Here is a 1499-nt window from a genome sequence, read left to right as displayed (position 1 = left end):
TAAACTCTAAGCCATTATCAGTTAATATATGCGTAATTGTAAAAGGATAAAAGTCCTTGCAATTATTAAGGAACTCAACGGCATTGATAGCGGTTTTATTCTCATAAATCTCAAAATAAAGCACCCTAGTAGCACGATCAATGGCAACAAACAAATATTGCTTCTTACCCGCTAGTTTTGGTAAATAGGTAACATCAATGTGTAAATATCCAGGCTCATATTCCTTAAATGTAGAGGCTTGTTGTTTCTTTTCTTGTGGCACTCGGTTAATGCCAAAACACACCAAAGTGCGATATACATCACTCCTATTGGCATTTGGCATGCAGGCAACAATACTATCAGTTAAGTCATCAAGTTCTAACCAAGTGAGGGTTCGTACTACTCGAATAATCTCACGCTCGGTCTCATTTAAAGCGTAGTGTATTGTCTTTGGTCTTGAGGTTTTGTCTTTAACAAAATCACGACTCTTCCATTTGGCAATGGTTTTAGTGCTAACACCAAAGCGGTGTGCTAAGGTAGTATTCGAAGCCTTAGCCCCGTGTATAATCGCTCTTGAATGTGCATTAGTATTCGCATTCATGTGGTAGAGTGTTATTTTAATGGGGTTACCCACTCAGGATTTGAAAGAACCAATTTATTCAACTAGTAAAGCCTTTGCCGCCCTTAAAGCCGATGGGTCAATCACGTCGTGGGGCTATGGGGGTACTGCACCCTCTGATAGTGGCTATACCAAGATTTATTCAACCATTAACGCCTTTGCCGCTCTTAAAGCCGATGGATCAATCACGGCGTGGGGTGGCAGTTTTGGAGGTACAGGTGCGCCCTCTGATAGTGGTTATATAAAGATTTATTCAACTCAGTATGCCTTTGTTGCCGTTAAAGTCGATGGATCAATCACGGCGTGGGGTGACTCACGCTTTGGAGGCGCTACACCTGCATCTATCACTACATCCGATTAAATATAGGTCAGTGTTAACTTAAAGTTTTTTAAAATTAACCGATTAAAATACTTAAGGGTGCTAAAAAAACCCTAGTGCGATTTATCCGCAAGAAATAAGGATTGGCAACAATAACCCTTTGGTCTAATTGATAAGACCCCCTGCATTAGAAAAATAATTAAAAATTGGTGGGAAATAATAACCATAAAATCGCTAAATTTTATAAAAAGTGGTATTTATAGACACAAAAAAGTATATTTTTACTGATTTAGTGAGTTTTTAAAACCCACATTTTAAGTTTTGAAAGTTAATGCAGGGGTCTTAAAGGGGCTTAAATGAGAATCACAATGGACTGTTAAGGCAATTCTTCCCCTAAGCGAATGGCTTTAGATAATGTGAGTGAGAAAGAAGCATTTAGGGCAATAGATTTAATGAATAATAGACTTAGGAAATGCTTGGGGTGCAAGACGACCCCATTTGAGGTCTTTGCCAAAATGACTGGCAAAGACTATTTTTTAAATGGAAGTGTTGTACTTATGGGTTGAATTCGTCCCAATATAA

Annotated in this window: 2 protein-coding genes and 1 pseudogene; 2 read left to right on the top strand and 1 reads right to left on the bottom strand. The window is 38.4% G+C overall.

The genetic code is table 11. The features are described 5' to 3' along the window. Positions 1 to 580, bottom strand: a 580-nt coding sequence (locus tag BAZSYMA_RS04685; protein WP_090716145.1) for a DDE-type integrase/transposase/recombinase, incomplete at its 3' end; no start/stop codon positions are given. A 19-nt stretch (positions 581 to 599) separates the two neighbouring features. Here BAZSYMA_RS04685 and BAZSYMA_RS04680 point away from each other — a divergent pair. Beyond that, positions 600 to 959 (top strand): RCC1 domain-containing protein, encoded by a 360-nt coding sequence (locus BAZSYMA_RS04680; RefSeq protein WP_090716142.1) that lies wholly within the window; start codon positions 600 to 602, stop codon positions 957 to 959. 304 nt (positions 960 to 1263) lie between these two features. Further along, positions 1264 to 1483: pseudogene (locus BAZSYMA_RS10665) on the top strand (IS30 family transposase); the annotation flags it as partial. Positions 1484 to 1499: the final 16 nt, after the last annotated feature.

Origin of the sequence: Bathymodiolus azoricus thioautotrophic gill symbiont, from assembly GCF_001298715.1 — a bacterium.
GTDB lineage: Bacteria > Pseudomonadota > Gammaproteobacteria > PS1 > Pseudothioglobaceae > Thiodubiliella.
Note: the sequence above shows the minus strand (reverse complement) of the source record. Positions and strands in the feature narration are given on the sequence as shown.